This window comes from Microbispora sitophila (assembly GCF_014892245.1).
Taxonomy (GTDB): domain Bacteria; phylum Actinomycetota; class Actinomycetes; order Streptosporangiales; family Streptosporangiaceae; genus Microbispora; species Microbispora siamensis.
Window position 1 is genome coordinate 359,436 of record NZ_JADBGC010000003.1, and the last position, 14,522, is coordinate 373,957.

The 14,522-nt window shown below is 70.6% G+C and carries 20 protein-coding genes; 10 read left to right on the forward strand and 10 right to left on the reverse strand.

The window, feature by feature from the left end:
* The first annotated feature begins 36 nt into the window (after positions 1-36).
* The 4 genes from IL992_RS07510 to IL992_RS07525 are packed head-to-tail and all read left to right on the forward strand — an operon-like array spanning position 37 to position 3,398.
* A complete protein-coding gene (locus tag IL992_RS07510) occupies positions 37-948 on the forward strand; it encodes an ABC transporter ATP-binding protein (RefSeq protein WP_193202566.1) in 912 nt (303 codons plus the stop codon).
* Positions 945-1,658, forward strand: a complete 714-nt coding sequence (locus IL992_RS07515; RefSeq protein WP_193202567.1) for an ABC transporter permease — start codon at positions 945-947, stop codon at positions 1,656-1,658. Before IL992_RS07510 ends, IL992_RS07515 begins: the two co-directional genes overlap by 4 nt.
* Positions 1,659-1,668: 10 nt before the next feature.
* Positions 1,669-2,796: a sensor histidine kinase gene (locus IL992_RS07520; RefSeq protein ID WP_319018404.1), complete on the forward strand. Its 1,128-nt coding sequence runs from the start codon at positions 1,669-1,671 to the stop codon at positions 2,794-2,796.
* Positions 2,793-3,398 carry a response regulator transcription factor gene (locus IL992_RS07525; protein ID WP_193202568.1) on the forward strand — a complete coding sequence of 202 codons (606 nt, stop codon included), beginning with the start codon at positions 2,793-2,795 and terminating at the stop codon, positions 3,396-3,398. Before IL992_RS07520 ends, IL992_RS07525 begins: the two co-directional genes overlap by 4 nt.
* On the opposite strand, the gene IL992_RS07530 is transcribed toward IL992_RS07525, so the two are convergent.
* Both IL992_RS07530 and IL992_RS07535 read right to left on the reverse strand, forming a co-directional pair.
* On the reverse strand, positions 3,395-4,507 hold the full coding sequence (locus tag IL992_RS07530; RefSeq protein WP_193202569.1) for a sensor histidine kinase: 1,113 nt from the start codon (positions 4,505-4,507) through the stop codon (positions 3,395-3,397). The two genes, IL992_RS07525 and IL992_RS07530, sit on opposite strands and share 4 nt — an antisense overlap.
* Entirely contained in the window at positions 4,504-5,166 is a 663-nt protein-coding gene (locus tag IL992_RS07535; RefSeq protein WP_193202570.1) for a response regulator transcription factor, read from the reverse strand. Before IL992_RS07535 ends, IL992_RS07530 begins: the two co-directional genes overlap by 4 nt.
* Positions 5,167-5,314: 148 nt before the next feature.
* Here IL992_RS07535 and IL992_RS07540 point away from each other — a divergent pair, with 148 nt between their 5' ends.
* Positions 5,315-6,811, forward strand: a complete 1,497-nt coding sequence (locus IL992_RS07540; RefSeq protein ID WP_193202571.1) for a DUF1349 domain-containing protein — start codon at positions 5,315-5,317, stop codon at positions 6,809-6,811.
* A gap of 24 nt (positions 6,812-6,835) precedes the next feature.
* On the opposite strand, the gene IL992_RS07545 is transcribed toward IL992_RS07540, so the two are convergent.
* Entirely contained in the window at positions 6,836-7,453 is a 618-nt protein-coding gene (locus tag IL992_RS07545) for a DUF4328 domain-containing protein (protein ID WP_193202572.1), read from the reverse strand.
* A gap of 244 nt (positions 7,454-7,697) precedes the next feature.
* On the opposite strand from IL992_RS07545, the gene IL992_RS07550 reads away from it, so the two are divergent.
* A complete protein-coding gene (locus IL992_RS07550; RefSeq protein WP_193202573.1) occupies positions 7,698-8,276 on the forward strand; it encodes a GNAT family N-acetyltransferase in 579 nt (192 codons plus the stop codon).
* Positions 8,277-8,285: 9 nt separating this feature from the next.
* On the forward strand, positions 8,286-9,098 hold the full coding sequence (locus IL992_RS07555) for an alpha/beta fold hydrolase (protein ID WP_193202574.1): 813 nt from the start codon (positions 8,286-8,288) through the stop codon (positions 9,096-9,098).
* 12 nt (positions 9,099-9,110) lie between these two features.
* On the opposite strand, the gene IL992_RS07560 is transcribed toward IL992_RS07555, so the two are convergent.
* Together IL992_RS07560 and IL992_RS07565 are read right to left on the reverse strand one after the other, a co-directional pair.
* On the reverse strand, positions 9,111-9,635 hold the full coding sequence (locus IL992_RS07560; RefSeq protein ID WP_193202575.1) for a GNAT family N-acetyltransferase: 525 nt from the start codon (positions 9,633-9,635) through the stop codon (positions 9,111-9,113).
* Between the two features lie 42 nt (positions 9,636-9,677).
* A complete protein-coding gene (locus tag IL992_RS07565) occupies positions 9,678-10,541 on the reverse strand; it encodes a helix-turn-helix domain-containing protein (RefSeq protein ID WP_193202576.1) in 864 nt (287 codons plus the stop codon).
* Between the two features lie 138 nt (positions 10,542-10,679).
* Between IL992_RS07565 and IL992_RS07570 the strand changes: the two genes are divergently transcribed.
* Positions 10,680-11,435, forward strand: coding sequence for an SDR family NAD(P)-dependent oxidoreductase (locus IL992_RS07570; RefSeq protein WP_193202577.1), 756 nt, complete (start codon positions 10,680-10,682; stop codon positions 11,433-11,435).
* A gap of 44 nt (positions 11,436-11,479) precedes the next feature.
* On the opposite strand, the gene IL992_RS07575 is transcribed toward IL992_RS07570, so the two are convergent.
* Positions 11,480-11,857 carry a winged helix-turn-helix transcriptional regulator gene (locus IL992_RS07575; RefSeq protein WP_319018405.1) on the reverse strand — a complete coding sequence of 126 codons (378 nt, stop codon included), beginning with the start codon at positions 11,855-11,857 and terminating at the stop codon, positions 11,480-11,482.
* Between the two features lie 56 nt (positions 11,858-11,913).
* On the opposite strand from IL992_RS07575, the gene IL992_RS07580 reads away from it, so the two are divergent.
* The gene (locus tag IL992_RS07580) at positions 11,914-12,309 is read left to right on the forward strand and encodes a YybH family protein (RefSeq protein WP_193202578.1); all 396 of its coding nucleotides are present in this window, start codon (positions 11,914-11,916) and stop codon (positions 12,307-12,309) included.
* A gap of 1 nt (position 12,310) precedes the next feature.
* Here IL992_RS07580 and IL992_RS07585 read toward each other — a convergent pair whose 3' ends face one another.
* From IL992_RS07585 to IL992_RS07600, 4 genes are all read right to left on the reverse strand, one after another.
* Positions 12,311-12,730 (reverse strand): hypothetical protein, encoded by a 420-nt coding sequence (locus IL992_RS07585; protein WP_193202579.1) that lies wholly within the window; start codon positions 12,728-12,730, stop codon positions 12,311-12,313.
* Between the two features lie 61 nt (positions 12,731-12,791).
* Positions 12,792-13,004 carry a DUF397 domain-containing protein gene (locus IL992_RS07590; protein WP_193202580.1) on the reverse strand — a complete coding sequence of 71 codons (213 nt, stop codon included), beginning with the start codon at positions 13,002-13,004 and terminating at the stop codon, positions 12,792-12,794.
* Between the two features lie 85 nt (positions 13,005-13,089).
* On the reverse strand, positions 13,090-13,278 hold the full coding sequence (locus IL992_RS07595; protein ID WP_226872470.1) for a hypothetical protein: 189 nt from the start codon (positions 13,276-13,278) through the stop codon (positions 13,090-13,092).
* Between the two features lie 125 nt (positions 13,279-13,403).
* Entirely contained in the window at positions 13,404-13,625 is a 222-nt protein-coding gene (locus IL992_RS07600; RefSeq protein ID WP_193202581.1) for a hypothetical protein, read from the reverse strand.
* Positions 13,626-13,815: 190 nt separating this feature from the next.
* Between IL992_RS07600 and IL992_RS07605 the strand changes: the two genes are divergently transcribed.
* Positions 13,816-14,490 (forward strand): DUF5919 domain-containing protein, encoded by a 675-nt coding sequence (locus tag IL992_RS07605; protein WP_319018406.1) that lies wholly within the window; start codon positions 13,816-13,818, stop codon positions 14,488-14,490.
* Positions 14,491-14,522 lie beyond the last annotated feature (32 nt).

The window sequence follows — 14,522 nt, forward strand, 5'->3', positions numbered from 1 at the left end:
GAGGTCCCCGCTGGGGCGGAGGCGGAGGCTTGCCGTATGAGACTCCATGACGGCGCCCCCGCCCTGTCCGTGACGGGGCTGCGCAAGACGTACGGCGAGACCCGCGCGGTCGACGGGATCGACCTGGTGGTGGACCGAGGAGAGGTGGTGGCCCTGCTCGGCCCCAACGGCGCGGGCAAGTCCACCACGATCGACATGGTCGTCGGGCTGGCCCGCCCGGACGCCGGGGAGATCGCGGTGTTCGGCGCCTCTCCCCACGAGGCGGTGCGGCGCGGCATGGTGGGCGTGATGCCCCAGGAGGGCGCGTTGCTCGACGACGTGACCGTGGGGGAGACCGTGACGCTGATCGCGTCCCTCCACAGCGCCCCGCTGCCGGTGGAGGAGGCGCTGAGCCGCGCCGGGGTGGCCGACCTCGCCGACCGGCGGGCCGCGCGGCTGTCCGGCGGCCAGCGGCAGCGGGTCCGGTTCGCCATGGCACTGGTGCCAGGCCCCGGCCTGCTGGTGCTCGACGAGCCGACGGCGGCCATGGACGTGACGGCCCGGCGGGAGTTCTGGCAGTCGATGCACGCCTTCACCGAGACCGGCCGCACCGTGCTGTTCTCCACGCACTACCTGGAGGAGGCCGAGGCGTACGCGGACCGGGTCGTGCTGATGCACGCGGGCCGCGTCGTGGCCGACGGGCCGGTGTCCGCGGTCATGGCCGAGGTGTCCGGCCGTACGGTGACCGCGACCGTGCCCGGCGCCCGCGCCGAGGACCTGGGCGCCCTGCCGGGCGTGACGGCGGCGCACGTCCGCGACGGCAGGGCCGAACTGCGCTGCACCGACTCCGACCTGGTCGTACGCGAACTGCTGACGCGCTATCCCGAGGCGCGGGACGTCGAGGTCGGCGCGCTGGGCCTGGAGGACGCGTTCCTGCGCCTGACCGGAGCGTCGGAGGCCGTGCGATGACCGGATACCTCACCTTCGAGATCAGGCGGACCCTGCGGGACGCCAAGTTCCTGCTGTTCGCGGTCGCCCTGCCGGTGGGTCTCTACCTGCTGATGGCCGACCGTTTCGTCGACCAGGGGGCTCCCGCGTCGTACGTCATGGGCGGCGTCGCGGCGTTCGGGGCGGTGAAGACCGCCCTCGACGTCGGTGCCCGCACGGCGGTGGAGCGCGCGATCGGCTGGCAGCGCCAGTTGCGGCTGACCCCGCTCAGCGGCGGTGGCTATCTGCTGGCCAAGGCGTCGGTGGCGATGGTCGTGGCGCTGCCGCCGGTGGCCGGGGTGTCGCTGGTCGCCGCGCTTGTCAGCGGGGTGCACCTGTCTCCCGGCGGGTGGGCGCTGGCCGTGCTCGGCGTGTGGGCGGGCACGGTGCCGTTCGCCCTGCTCGGCCTGCTGATCGGCCAGTTCGCCACCGCCCAGAACCTGCAGGCGTACCAGGCGGCGGTGGTGCTGGTGCTCAGCTTCGTCGGCGGGCTGTTCATCCCGGTGAGCACGTTCCCGCAGGCGCTCGCGACGGTGGCCAAGGTGCTGCCGAGCTACTGGCTCGCGCAGGTCGGGCACGCCACCGCTCCCGGCGGTGACAGCTGGCAGGCCGCGCTGGTCCTGACGGTGTACGCGCTCGTGCTGGGCGCCGCCGTGGCCTTCCGGTATCGCCGCGACACCGCTCGGGCCTAGGGTGACTGACGTGGGCGAGCAGGGCGTATGGGGGCGTTCCGCCTGGCCGGTGTGGAACCCGGCCCGGCCGGCCTCCCGTACGGCTCACATCCGTGGCGTCGTCGTGCTGTCGCTCTTCCTTCTGTGGCCGCTCTGGGAGGTCCTGCGCCCGGACGGAGGCGGACCGGATGCGGCGGTCGGGGCCGTCGTCCCCCTGTACGGCGCGGGCTGGCTCGTCGCCATGACCACCGGGCCCCGCCTGCCGCCCCGGCGGCGGATCCTGCTCGTCGGGATGCTGTTCGCGCTGGCGGTCGTGGCGGCGCTGTTGCGCGACGGCCCGCTCTACCTCGGCCACGCCGGCCTCTTCAGCTTCGCGCTCGCGGCGGCGGCCTGGCTGTTCCCGGCGCTGTGGGCGGTGCTCCTCGGGCTGGCGACCTGGGTGGTTCAGGTGCTCGCGCACTGGTCGGCCCCCGGTCCCGTTGATTGGGGGCATGTGGGCGGGCTCGTCCCCGGGATCGTGATCCCGGTGGCCGTGACGCTGCTGATCCGGCTCGTCGTCCAGCTCGGCCAGGCCCGCGAGGAGATCGCGGCGCTGGCCGCGGCGGCGGAACGCGACCGGCTGGCCAGGGACCTCCACGACGTGCTCGGACACAGCCTGACCACGATCACCGTGAAGACCGGCCTGGCCCGCCGGGTGCTGGAGAGCGGTGGCGACCCGGAACGCGCCCTGGCCGAGTTGCGCGACGTCGAGCGGTTGTCCCGGCAGGCGCACAGCGAGGTGCGCCTGACCGTGTCCGGCCGCCGCCGGCCGTCCCTCGCCGCCGAGCTGGCGGGGGCACGCGCCGCGCTGCGGGCCGCCGGGATCAGCCCGATCCTCCCGCCGTCCGCGGACCACGTCCCGGCCGAACTGGCCGAGCCCTTCGCGTACGTCCTGAGGGAGGGAGTCACCAACGTGATCCGGCACAGCGGTGCGACGCGGTGCGAGGTGCTGCTCGGAGACGACTGGCTGGAGGTGCGCGACAACGGCCCCGGGCAGACGGCGGCGAAGCCGGGCAACGGCCTGTCCGGCTTGGCCGAACGGTTGCGCGCCGTCGGCGGGCGGATCGAGGCGGGCCCGTTGCCCGCCGGCGGTTTCCGGCTGCGGGCGAGCCGCGCATGATCAGGGTGTTGCTCGCCGACGACCAGGCGCTCGTACGCGGCGCGCTGGCGGCGATGCTCGCGCTGGAGCCGGACATCGAGGTGGTGGCTCAGGTCGGCTCGGGCGAGGAGGTCGTCGAGGCGGCGCGGCGGACTGTTCCTGACGTGGCGTTGCTGGACGTGCAGATGCCGGGCAGGGACGGTTTGGAAGTCACCGCCGACCTGCGCGCCGCGCTCCCGTCCTGCCGGGTGGTGATCTGTACGACCTTCGGGCGGCCGGGCTACTTCGCCCGTGCCATGGAGAACGGCGCCTCGGGCTTCGTCGTGAAGGACGCCCCGCCCGAGCACCTGGTCGACACGGTGCGCCGGGTCCACGCGGGCCTGCGCGTGGTCGATCCCGCCCTGGCCGCCGAGTCGCTCGCCAGCGGGTCGAGCCCGCTGACCGCCCGGGAGCGCGACGTGCTGCGTGCGGCCCGGCAGGGCGGCACGGTGGCGGAGATCGCTCGGAGCCTGCACCTGTCCGCCGGGACCGTACGCAACCACCTGTCGGCGGCGATCGGCAAGACCGGCGCCGGCACCCGCGCCGAGGCCGCCCGCATCGCCGACGAGCACGGCTGGCTCTAGCGGCTCGGATGAGATCCGTGCGCGAACCGCACGGTGATGGACAGGCCGCCTTCCGGGCGTGGGCTGGTGGTGAGGGTGGCGTGGTGGGCTCGGGTGACGGCATGGACGATGGCGAGGCCCAGGCCGTAGCCGTCGCGGCGGCCGTGACGATCGGGCGCCAGTTTCTGGAAGGGCTGAAAGAGGCGCTGGATCTGGTTGCCGGGGACGACCGGCCCGCTGTTGGTGACCGTAAGGGCCACCTGCGCGCCGGAGGTCTGCGTGGTGATCTGGACGTGCCCGTCCGGGTGGTTGTGGCGGATGGCGTTGTCGATGAGGTTGGCGACGAGGCTTTCGATCAGTTTCGGGTCCCCGGCCGTCATCGCGGGCGTCAGGTGTTCGGCAAGGTCGATGCCTGTCTCCGCTGCTTGCTCGCGGCGGGAGGCGAGGACTCCTTCGACGACGTCGGCGAGGTCGAGGGTGTCCCAGCGGGTGACGCCGCGCTCGCTGGTGGCCAGGGCGAGCAGTGCTTGGACGAGCCGCTCCTGGTGTCCGCCAAGAGCGAGGGCCTCCTGACAGGCCGAGCGCAGGGCATCGGCGTCGGCGTCGGGGTCGGCGAGGGCGACTTCAAGGAGGGTGCGCAGGCCGGCGAGAGGGGTGCGTAGCTCATGGGAGGCGTTGGCGACGAAGTGGCGTTGAGCGTCGAAGGAGGCTTCAAGGCGGGCGAACAGGCCGTCGAGGGTGTGGCCGAGTTCGGTCAGCTCGTCCGTGGGCTCGCCGAGGTCCAGGCGCCGATGGAGGTCCCCGGCGGAGATGATTGTGGCGGTGGCGGTGATGGCACGCAGCGGGCGCAGGAACCGGCCGGCGACGAACCAGCCGAGAGCCAGGGCGACGGGAATCAGAACCACCAGGGCGACGGCGGATCCCGCGAGGAGCTGGGGCAGGCTGATCCCGGACCCGGTTTCGGTGACCGCGCTCGACGAGGGGTGGCCTGCGGGTTTGGCCGCGTGGATGCCGGCGAGCGGGACGTCGACGAATACGAGCACGAAGACCCCGGCCGCGTAGATGCCCGCCGCGTAGGCGAGCGCGAGCCGCTTCTGCAGGGACCTTCTGGCGAGCTGCCGGGTGGTCATGACGATCCGATGCGGTAGCCGCCTTCGCGGATGGTCTCGATCACGGGAGGGTCGCCGAGCTTGGCCCGTAACCGGTGCATGGTGTGCTTGACGGCGCTGCTGAAGGGGTCGGCGGCCTCGTCCCAGACGCGTTCGAGCAGTTCCTCGGCGGAGATGACCACGCCGGGTACGGCGAGCAGGCATTCGAGCAGGGCGAACTCCCTGGGGCTCAGGTCAAGGCGCCGACCGGCCCGGGACGCGATACGGCGGGCCGGATCGAGGGTGATGTCCCCGTATGCCAGGGTGGGCGGGAGCGGCGGGGTGGCACGGCGGGCCAGGGCACGGACGCGGGCGACCAGTTCGGCGAACGCGAACGGCTTGGGCAGATAGTCGTCGGCGCCGAGGCTGAGCCCGTCGACGCGGTCCTCGATCGTGCCGGAGGCGGTGAGCATCAGCACGCGGGTCTCACAGCGGCTGCGGGCGAGTCGCCGGCAGATCTCGTCCCCGTGGACGCCGGGCAGGTCGCGGTCCAGGATCACCACGTCGTAGCGGGTGACGGCCAGGCGGTCGAGGGCGGCGGTTCCGTCCAGGACGACGTCGACGGCCATGCCCTCGCGGCGCAGCCCGGTTCCGATGGAGCGGGCGAGGACCTCGAAGTCCTCGACGACGAGGACCCTCACCGGCGCTCACCGCCGGCCCTCGTGGGCGCGGGGCGGGCGAGGCGGCCGCGTTCAGGTGCCATGTCTCCACGATGCCAGGTCCCCGGTCGCAGCCGGGTCGCAGCCGCTGCGACCCGGCTGGAACCGGGTGCCCCGTACAACCGTCGGCATGAATCCATTCACGCCTTACGGCTTTCCCCGGGGTCTGCACGCGGAGTGGACCAAATTCCGGACCTCGCGCGGCTGGGTGCTCGCCATGGCGGCCTCCGTGCTGGTCACCGTGTCGCTCGGACTGCTGATCGCCGGGGGCGCCCGCACCACTTGCGTGACAGGGAAGGGCGAGGGCCCCTGTCCCGCGCCATTGGTGGGACCGGATGGCACGGCGGTCAGGGACAAGTACTACTTCGTGCACCAGCCCCTCAAGGGGAACGGCAGCATCACCGCCCGTGTGTCGGACATGACCGGGCAGATCCGGCTGCCGGACGCCGTGCCCGGGGTGCGCAACGTCACGGAGGGGGTGGTGCCGTGGGCGAAGGCCGGGCTCCTCGTCAGGCAGAGCCTCAAGCAGGGCACACCGTATGCCGCCGTCATGCTCACCGGAGATCACGGCGTGCGGATGCAGTACAACTACACCCACGACGTGGCCGGCGGTCCTCACAATGGCCCGCAGTGGCTGCGGCTGACCAGGTCGGGCGACACCATCAGCGGCTACGAGTCGGACGACGGCAAGACGTGGACCGAGGTGAGCACGGTCAAGCTGACCGGGCTGCCGGAGACGGTCGAGATCGGGCTGTTCGCCACCTCGCCAGGCGCGCTGTGGGACATGGCGCAGGCTTTCGCCCAGGCCACCGCCACCTTCGACCAGATCACGCTGCAGGGCGCGAACGGTTTGTGGCGCCGCGACGACGTCGGCGTCTCGATGGAGTCCGACGGTAAGACCCCGCATCACCCGGGCGGGGCCGTCGAGTCCGGCGACAAGTTCATCGTGACCGGAGGTGGTGACATCGGGCCCGCCACGGTGGAGGGCGGTCTGCGCGCCGACCTCATGCTGATCGGCGGGGCCGTGGGGCTGATCCCGGTGCTCGTGGTGGCGGTCACGTTCTTCACAACGGAACACCGGCGCGGGCTGATCAGGACCGGCCCGCCGGCCGAGCCGCGTCCGGCGCGGCTGCTGGCGGCCAAGGCCGTGGTGGTCGGCGCGGTCGCGTTCGTGGCAGGGCTGGTGACCTCGGGGGTCGTGATCCCCGTCGGCCTGGCGATGTTGCGCGCCAATCAGAACCCGATCCAGCCGATCACCCTGGGCACAGAACTCCGGGTGATCGTCGGCTACGCGGCGCTCACCGCGGCCGCCGCCGTGCTGGCTCTGGGCCTCGCCGCGCTGGTCAAGCGGGGCATCGTCGCCATCGGGCTGACCATCGCGCTGATCGTCGTGCCCTACCTGCTGGCGGCCGCGGGTCTGGTGCCATGGCTGCTGATGATCACCCCTGCCGCCGGGTTCGCGATCACGCAGAGCGTTCCCACGTTCGCGCATGTCGACGTCGGCCCGTCACTGCTCGGAGGCTATTACCCGCTCCCGCCATGGGCAGGGTTGGCCGTGACCTGCGGATATGCCGCCATCGCCCTCGGGGCGGCGATAGCCGTACGCCACAGGAAAGCGCCACGTTAGGTTCCGCCGTCTCCTAACCCCGGCTCATACCGCGTACGGAGACGGCCAGAAGGCGACCCGGCGGTGGTCCTCCTGGAAACGCGTGATCGTCAGGACGACCGCGATGGCCAGGGCGGCTGCCGCGATGGTCAGGATGTTGCCGGCGATGCCGTAGAGGGCGGCATCCCGAATGGCCGGCAACTCCTTGGCGTTGGCGTAGAGCGGGATCAGCCCCCTCGTCACGAACGAGGTGACCCACCATGTCAGCCACCAGGCCCAGACAAGACCGGAACGGCGGGCGGTCGCGAGGCTTCCGGTCTCCTGGATGGCGCCGGCCTTGGAAGACGTCCAGATGTCGTCGACGATCTGTTTCGGGAACCAGAGACTGACGATCGGCGTGAACCACCCGAAGATCAGCCAGGGTCTGGCGCGCCGGTGCGGCCACGGGCTGAGCGTCTCGGCATTCGCCCGGGCCCGGAACAGCCAGATCAGGAACATGACGGCGGTGGCGTAATAGGCGACGGTCTCCACCCATCCCGACATCGCATAGAGCCTGTCATTGGTTTCGAGGTCGCTGAGGGGAACGGAACGCATGTCGGCCAGGAACCTGTCGATGAGCACGACGCGCTGCACGTCGACGGCGGAGGCGAGCACGCGCACCACGGCGTCGACGACCAACATCACGACGGCCGCCGTCCCCAGGCCCTGGATGGGACGCGAGGGCGTGGGCGGTGGTGCGGGATACACAAAGACTCCTCGAGATAGGCCGACGAGTCATCATCCGATCGGGCGCGGAACTCGGGCGTCCGCGTTTCTCACCCGGGATGATCCTGTGATCGCCCCGGGATCGGGTGGGGGCACAAAAAGCGGATGACCGGCAAGCGGCACGAGCGCGAGAATGCGTCCCATGTCTCAGGCGACACTGCGTACCGCCCGCATCGAGCTCGTTCCGCTGTCCGACGAACACCTGGAACACGAGGTCGAACTGGACGCCGACCCCGAAGTCATGCGTTACCTCACCGGCCGGGCACGCAGCCGTGAGGAGGTCGAGGCCTTCCACCGCCAGCGGCTCGCCGCTGCGGAACGTGTCGCGGGGCTCGGCTTCTGGGTGGGTTTCGTCGGCGGGCGGTTCGTCGGCTGGTGGATCCTGGAGCCTCCCACGCGTGACGACCAGGGCCCGGTCGAAGGGCAGGCCGAACTCGGATACCGGCTCCTGCGTCGCTACTGGCGTCAGGGCTTGGCCAGCGAGGGAGCCCGCGAGCTCCTCCGCCACGGATTCGAGGACCTCCGGCTGACCCGCGTCTTCGCCGAGACCATGGCGGTCAACACCGCCTCCCGCGCCACGATGACGGCGATCGGCATGCGGTACGTCCGTACGTTCCACGCGAACTGGGAGGAACCGCTCCCCGGCAGTGAGCTCGGCGAGGTCGAGTACGCGATCACCCGAGAGCAATGGCTCGCTTCCCGAGCGGCCACGCTTGGTTAGGTTGTCGGCATGGAGGTAGAGGTCGGCGGCGCAGCGGTGCATTACGTCGAGCACGGCAGCGGACTCTCCGTGGTGGCGTTGCACGGAGCGGGGGTGGATCATCGCGAGATGGTCGGCTCCCTGGAGCCGGTCTTCCGTGACCGGTCTGGTTATCGGCGGGTCTATCCGGACCTGCCCGGCATGGGCCGCACTCCGGTGCCGGACTGGTTGCGCGGCTCCGACGATGTCCTCGATCTCTTGCTCGGCCTGATCGATGCCGTCGTCGGCGATCAGGAGTTCGCGATCGCCGGCCAGTCGTTCGGCGCGTACCTGGCCAGGGGCATCGCGGACCGGCGTCCGGCTCAGGTCGCGGGGCTGGCGCTGATCTGCCCCCTTGGCGAGGAGTCGCGTGACGTGCCCGCACACGCGGTGCTGCACGCCTCGGTCGACGTGGCCGATGTGCTCAGCCCGGCCGAGCAGACCCAGTTCCGGGACTACTTCGTGGTGCAGACGCCTGCCACTCTCGAACGGTTCCGGCAGTACGTCGCTCCGGCCATTCCCCTCGTCGACCAGGAGGGCCTGGGGCGGCTGTTCGAACAGTGGCGGCTGAGCAACGCTTCCGCGGACGCGTCTCCGTACACGGGCCCGACTCTGATCCTCGCCGGGCGCCAGGACGCCACGGTGGGGTACGCCGGTGCATGGGATCTGGTGGAGCGGTATCCGCATGCCACGTACGCCGTCCTGGACCGCGCCGGCCACGCGCTGCCGCACGAGCAGACCGGGCTGCTCACCGCGCTCATCGCCGAATGGCTCGACCGGGTGAACGAGCGCCTCGCCGCATGAGCCCCGGTCCGCTCACGGATTCGGCGGGTAAGGATCGCTTCGCAGCCTGCTGTACATCCAGCCGTCGCGCCACTGACCGCGGAGGAACTCCACCGCGCGTAAGACGCCCTCCAACCTGAAGCCGGCCTTCTCCAGCGACTTCTGTTCCGCGATGTTCTCCGGATGGGTGAACGCCTGGATGCGCTCGACCGGGGTGTGGGTGAACAGGTAGTCGCACAGCATCGCCTGAGCGCGCCAGCCGATGCCACGGCCACGCCAGTCGGGCAGCAGAGCGATCCCTATCTCCCAGTATCGGGAGACCCCGAACCCTCGCGCCGACCAGCTCACCAGGCCCGCGGCCGTGCCGTCGGCCTCGACGATGAGCCTGCTGTCGTCCTCGCCCAGGTAGCCGTCCTTGGCGAAGCGACGTGCCGGCGCCTGGGCGTCGCGAAACCCCGCCCAGTCCAGGCCGATCAATCCCGGCTCCGTGACGAAACGCCGGAACATGGCGAGATCGTCCTCTGTCACCGGCCGCAGTCGTACCTCAAGCGCGCTCACCGTGCCGCCTCCCCTCGATGCACTTCGACACTAGCGCTGAGATCATCCGCCGCTGACGGCGCGAAGGGCACCGGGGTGACGGCCGGTGAGGCGGTCGAGCCTGGCGGCGGTGGCGTCGTCCGCGGGGAGATAGGTGATCAGAAGTTGGTTGTCGTCGTCGGACAGGCCGAGGGTCTCATAGGCCAGGCGTAGTTCGCCCGCCTCCGGATGCGTCAGCCGTTCGAGGCCGGTGCGCCTGGACGGGCCGGGCGGAGTTTTCAACCGGTCGGTGAAGGGGGCGCCGACGGCGAGGGTCAGTTCGTCGACGAGGTGCTCGACGTGCGGGTCCCCGCGGGAAACGCCCAGTTTCAGCCCGGCGAGCCGCTCGTCGGCGACCCGGTCCCACTCGGGATATGCGGCTCTGGCCCGGGGATCGGCGAAGACGTACCGCACCAGGTTGGGCGGCCGGCGGTCCAGCAACCCGATGGGGCCGGCGAGCCGCTCGTAACCGTTCGTGTACGCGAGCACGTCACCGAGCCGGTTGACCACCAATGCCGGGGCGGGTTCGAGCCGGTCGAGCAGTGCCCGGACGGTGGGCCGCACCGACTGCGCGGGCGGCCCCTGGCACGGGCCGACAAGCCGGCCGGCACCATCGGCCGCCTTGAAATGGTGGAGCAGATGGAGGCGGTCGTCGGCGGACAGGCGCAACGCGTCGGCGAGGGCGGCGAGCACGGGCACCGAGGGGTGACGATCACGCCCCTGCTCGAGCCGGGTGAGGTATTCGACGCTGATCCCGGCGAGCGTGGCCAGTTCGGAACGGCGAAGGCCGGGGGTGCGGCGCCGGCCGCCGCCGGGCAGCCCGACCTCGGTGGGGGTGACGGCCTCGCGGCGGGCCCGCAGGAACTCGCCCAGAGTGTTGTCGCTCACGATTCGCAGGCTACCGAGTGACCTCGTCTCCGATCGTGGCCCTGCGGGGGCCAGCCTCGGCCCGGCCTCCCTCCGGCGGTCCCCGCCGCCGGATCCTTGGCCCTGCTCAAGGTTTCCACTGTCGTAAGGAGCGTTGAAATGGATCTGGGACTCACCGGCCGTACGGTCATCGTGACGGGAGCCTCCGGCGGCATCGGCCGCGAGATCGCCCGCGGGTTCGCCGCCGAAGGGGCCGACGTGGTGCTCACCTACCACCACGCACAGGCGGGCGCGGAACAGCTCGCCAAGGAGATCGGCGGGCGCTCGCTGGTCGCCCCGTACGAGTTGGACGACGACGAATCGGCCCGCGGCCTGGTCGAGACCGTGCTCGACTGGTCCGGCCGGATCGACGTGCTCGTCAACAACGCCGTGCACTGGGGCGCCGCCGAGCCGGAGGCGGACCTTCCCTTCGAGGCCGTGCCCGACGAACGGTGGCAGAAGGTGATCCGGGCCAACGTCGAGGGCGCGCTGCGGCTCTGCCGGGCGGTCGTCCCGTCCATGCGGGAGCGCGGATGGGGCCGGATGGTGCACATCTCGTCCAGCATCGCGGTCGACGGCATGCCCGGTGGGGAGTACTACGGGGCGGCCAAGGCGGCACTGCACGGTTTCAGCAGGTCCGTCGCGTTCGGGCTCGGGAAGGACGGAGACATCCTGTCCAACGTCGTCATGCCCGGCTTCACCAGGACCGAGACCAACATCGCAATGGTCGAGCAGGCAGGCGGGCACTACAGCGCGCGGGCCCCGATCGGCCGCCTGCTCGACGCCGCCGAGGTCGCGGGCGCCGTCGTCTACCTGGGCTCGGCCGCCAACACCGGCATCACCGGACAAGCGATCAAAGTGACCGGCGGCGCATGACCGGTTCAGGTGGCGGGGCAGCGGTAGGCGGACTCTCAACACCCTCACGGTCCAACTCCGCTGTCCGTGCCCCAGTCCCAGAGGGCTTGCAGGACCGGACCGAGGGAGCGTCCACGCGGGGTCAGGCTGTACCGGACCCGAGGCGGCCAGCCGGAGAGACGGTGACGGTCGACGACCCCGACGTCCGCGAGGTGGGCCAGCCGTTCGGAGAGGACCTTGTCCGAGAGGCGGGGCAGGATGCGGCGGAGCTCGCTGAACGTACGGTCGCCGCGGAGCAGTTCACGGATCACCAGTGTCGTCCACCTGCCGCGGAGCGCCGCGAGGGTGATCTCCACAGGGCAGGACGGGGAAGGCTCGGCGGCCTCGCCCATCGGGCCGTCCGGAAGGCCCGGCCGGGCGATGCACACCCTTTGGTTAGCCACGAAAGCGCCTCCTAATGTTCCTCGCGGTTCCTGTACGACCGGAGGGATGAAAGCCGATGAGTCGAGAAATAGCACGCCGGGCCGAGGACGTCCCCGCGGTGTTCGCCGCGCGATTCAACAGCGGCGTGCCGGCCGCTGTGTCGGAGATGTACGAGGACGGCGCCGTGTTCGTGCCGAGTCCCGGCACGGCAGTGACCGGGGACGGCATCGGCCGGGCCAACGCCGAATTCCTCGGTCTCGGGGTGCCGATCACAGTGCGGCCCCGGCACACCTACGTGTCCGGCGATCTCGCGCTGCTCGTGGTGGACTGGATCATCGATGGCGTGGACGTCCGGGGTGATCGGGTGCGCATCGAGGGCACCGCGACAGACGTCGCCCGCCGCGCCTCGGACGGCGTCTGGCGGTACGTCATCGACAACCCCTTCGGGGTGGCGCCTGTGGAAGGAAACTGAATCAAGAGGCGGGACAGCGGTAATCGGCGTGGCGATTGGGGGAGCAGCACACCACGCCGCAGGTGAGGAACCGGCCGCCGGTCAGCCAGATGCCCCACTGCACGTCCACGCCGCTGGCGAGTGCCTCGCGGGCATTGCGAAGGCGGAGGTCCAGCCCGATCCGGGCCTCGTCGGCCGGGCGAAGGAAGGAGCTTTCCATCGTCCGGTAGCGCTCCGCGAGCCAGGCGAGTGCGTCGTCGGGTGTGGCCGGAGAGGCGTCGATCCGGCGGGCCGGCTTCAGCAGCCAGTCGCACGTACGCATCGGCGGCAGCGGGGAGCTCGTGAACGGACCGGGGTCGGCGGGCGGCAGCGGCGGTCGTCGCTCGGCCTCGTTGCGCAGGTCTTCCCCGATCCCGCTCCACACGTAGCAGTGCAGGTGCATGACGCTCCGTACAGTGGGGGTGGCCCCTGCCTGCTATCACCGGGCAGGGGCCACCGTGCTCCTACAGTGTGGTCAGGCCGGCCGCGCGAAGCTCGGCACCGGTGAACCGGAGAGTCCCGGCATCCGGGTTCTTGCTGTCACGCAGGGCGAAGGCGTCGGCCTCGCCCGGAATCGGGGCCAGTTCGACGCAGGACTCCATGTCCTGTTCCTGCTGGTTGCCGCCGCACAGCCGCCGGAAGCGCACTCCGGCGAGGTCGCGGTCGTACAGGTCCATCGTGTTCCTTTCCTGTTGGTGGTCCCGCCTCGGACGGTTCGCCGGGCGGGCGTCTTCATCGGACCTTGCCGAGCAACAGATCCATTCACAGCCGTCGCGCCTGCGGGTCGGGCAGGCGTTCGGTCTCCCGGACCTCCGGTTTTTTGTCGGTTCGGCTCGTACGGCGGACGAACAGCAGCCCACCGGACGCGCACAGTTCGTACGCCAGCGGCGAGCAGTAGTCGCAGGTGTGGGCGACGACCCGGGCCCGGGCAGTACGCCTGGTCTCGCGCATCCACCGGATCGCGACATGTCCCGGCTGCTCCGTAGCCACATGCAGCCCAGGACAGGCGGAGTCGGCCTGGGCCAGAGCATCGAGCGCCCGGACAGAGGACGCTCGGAGGGCAGGTACGCCGTCACTCACTGGGGCAACAACCCTGCGGCGAGCTCCTCCTGGTCGCGGAGCTGCGCAACGAGTTGGTCGGCGTCGTCAGCGTCGATGGTGTGGCTCAGCCCGTGACTCAACTGCGCGTCAGTGAGCCGCTGGTTACGCGTGGCCCATAGGCGATCCGCTGAGCTCCGCCAGATCGTCCAGTGGGGGAACGCGGCCTGCAGATCCTCGAAGGTTGTCGTCGTGGACATGGGGACAGCATCACGTGTTGTGCTGGTGCGTTTACACTGCGTTCTCGGGACGTGCGGGACGTTTCGCGTTACCGTCTGGATACGTCCTCAACGTCCTCCCGATTCGAGGTCGCCAGTGGCTAATGACTCTCTACGCCAAGCCATGTCCAGTGCGAGACTTACCGAAAGGGACCTCGCGTTGCGGTGCGAGGTGGACGTCAAGACGGTGTCCCGCTGGCTGACTGACGAGGCACGCGTGCCGCACCCGCGTCATCGGTGGGCCGCTGCCGAAGCGTTGGGAGTGGATGAGTCCGTGTTATGGCCCGAGGCGATAAGGAACACGGTCAAGACTGGACCTGATCGGGAGGTCGTGTCGGTCTACCCGTACCGGTCGGCCTGCCCGAAGAGCGTATGGCGGGCACTCATCACCGATGCGAAGTCGACAATCACGTTGGCCGGATACACGAACTACTTCCTCTGGCTTGAGCACCCCAACCTCGCGAAGGTGCTCAAGCGCAAAGCTGAGCAGGGCTGCCGCATCCGCTTCCTTATCGGCGACCCCGACAGCGAGGTAACCCGTCGACGTGAGGAAACCGAAGCGGTCCCGCTCACGGTGTCCACTCGGATCCGCATCACGCTGGCCGAACTCGACCATCTCAAGGACGTGCCCGGCATCGAGGCGCGGTTCGGTGACGAGCACATCGCCCTGTCGGCGTTCCAGTTCGACGACGAGATGCTCGTCACCCCGCACCTTGCCAAGCTGGTCGGCCACGACTCGCCGCTCCTGCACCTCAAGCGCCACCAAGACGACGGCCTCTACGACCGCTTCGCGTACCACGTCAAGGAGTTGTGGTCGGTAGGCCGAGACATCTGGGCAGGGGAGTAGTGGTCTCCCCGGCCTCGGTGACCCTGGTGCGG

Coding starts and splice junctions, on each gene's coding strand:
- IL992_RS07515 (WP_193202567.1), top strand. CDS start 945: ATGACCGGATACCTCACCTTCGAGATCAGGCGGACCCTGCGGGACGCC.
- IL992_RS07580 (WP_193202578.1), top strand. CDS start 11,914: ATGAGTCGAGAAATAGCACGCCGGGCCGAGGACGTCCCCGCGGTGTTC.
- IL992_RS07525 (WP_193202568.1), top strand. CDS start 2,793: ATGATCAGGGTGTTGCTCGCCGACGACCAGGCGCTCGTACGCGGCGCG.
- IL992_RS07585 (WP_193202579.1), bottom strand. CDS start 12,730: ATGCACCTGCACTGCTACGTGTGGAGCGGGATCGGGGAAGACCTGCGC.
- IL992_RS07595 (WP_226872470.1), bottom strand. CDS start 13,278: ATGCGCGAGACCAGGCGTACTGCCCGGGCCCGGGTCGTCGCCCACACC.
- IL992_RS07570 (WP_193202577.1), top strand. CDS start 10,680: ATGGATCTGGGACTCACCGGCCGTACGGTCATCGTGACGGGAGCCTCC.
- IL992_RS07550 (WP_193202573.1), top strand. CDS start 7,698: ATGTCTCAGGCGACACTGCGTACCGCCCGCATCGAGCTCGTTCCGCTG.
- IL992_RS07555 (WP_193202574.1), top strand. CDS start 8,286: ATGGAGGTAGAGGTCGGCGGCGCAGCGGTGCATTACGTCGAGCACGGC.
- IL992_RS07590 (WP_193202580.1), bottom strand. CDS start 13,004: ATGGACCTGTACGACCGCGACCTCGCCGGAGTGCGCTTCCGGCGGCTG.
- IL992_RS07530 (WP_193202569.1), bottom strand. CDS start 4,507: ATGACCACCCGGCAGCTCGCCAGAAGGTCCCTGCAGAAGCGGCTCGCG.
- IL992_RS07510 (WP_193202566.1), top strand. CDS start 37: ATGAGACTCCATGACGGCGCCCCCGCCCTGTCCGTGACGGGGCTGCGC.
- IL992_RS07540 (WP_193202571.1), top strand. CDS start 5,315: ATGAATCCATTCACGCCTTACGGCTTTCCCCGGGGTCTGCACGCGGAG.
- IL992_RS07600 (WP_193202581.1), bottom strand. CDS start 13,625: ATGTCCACGACGACAACCTTCGAGGATCTGCAGGCCGCGTTCCCCCAC.